The 222-nt window shown below is 44.1% G+C and carries 1 pseudogene; it reads right to left on the reverse strand.

Annotation, left to right across the window (positions count from 1 at the left end):
• Positions 1-222 (reverse strand): annotated as a pseudogene (locus FC65_RS11380) (type IA DNA topoisomerase); the annotation flags it as partial.

The following is a 222-nucleotide window of genomic DNA, read 5'->3' on the forward strand; positions in this document are numbered from 1 at the left end:
TTAAAACGGTCGCTTGCGGTGTTTCTAAGAAAACTTCGGCGGCTTTTTGCGCTTGCTGTTGGTGATCGATTTGTTGCTTAATGGCTGCACTGCCAGTCAATTGCGTGGGAACATCAGCAACCAATTTTTCCACGAACTTTTTGATTTGGTTCAAAAAGTTATCCGGGGTACGTTCTTCGGTACTGATTTGTTGTAACGCTTGCTCCCATTTTGCTGTCATCT

It is taken from the genome of Ligilactobacillus acidipiscis DSM 15836 (assembly GCF_001435755.1).
Classification (GTDB): domain Bacteria; phylum Bacillota; class Bacilli; order Lactobacillales; family Lactobacillaceae; genus Ligilactobacillus; species Ligilactobacillus acidipiscis.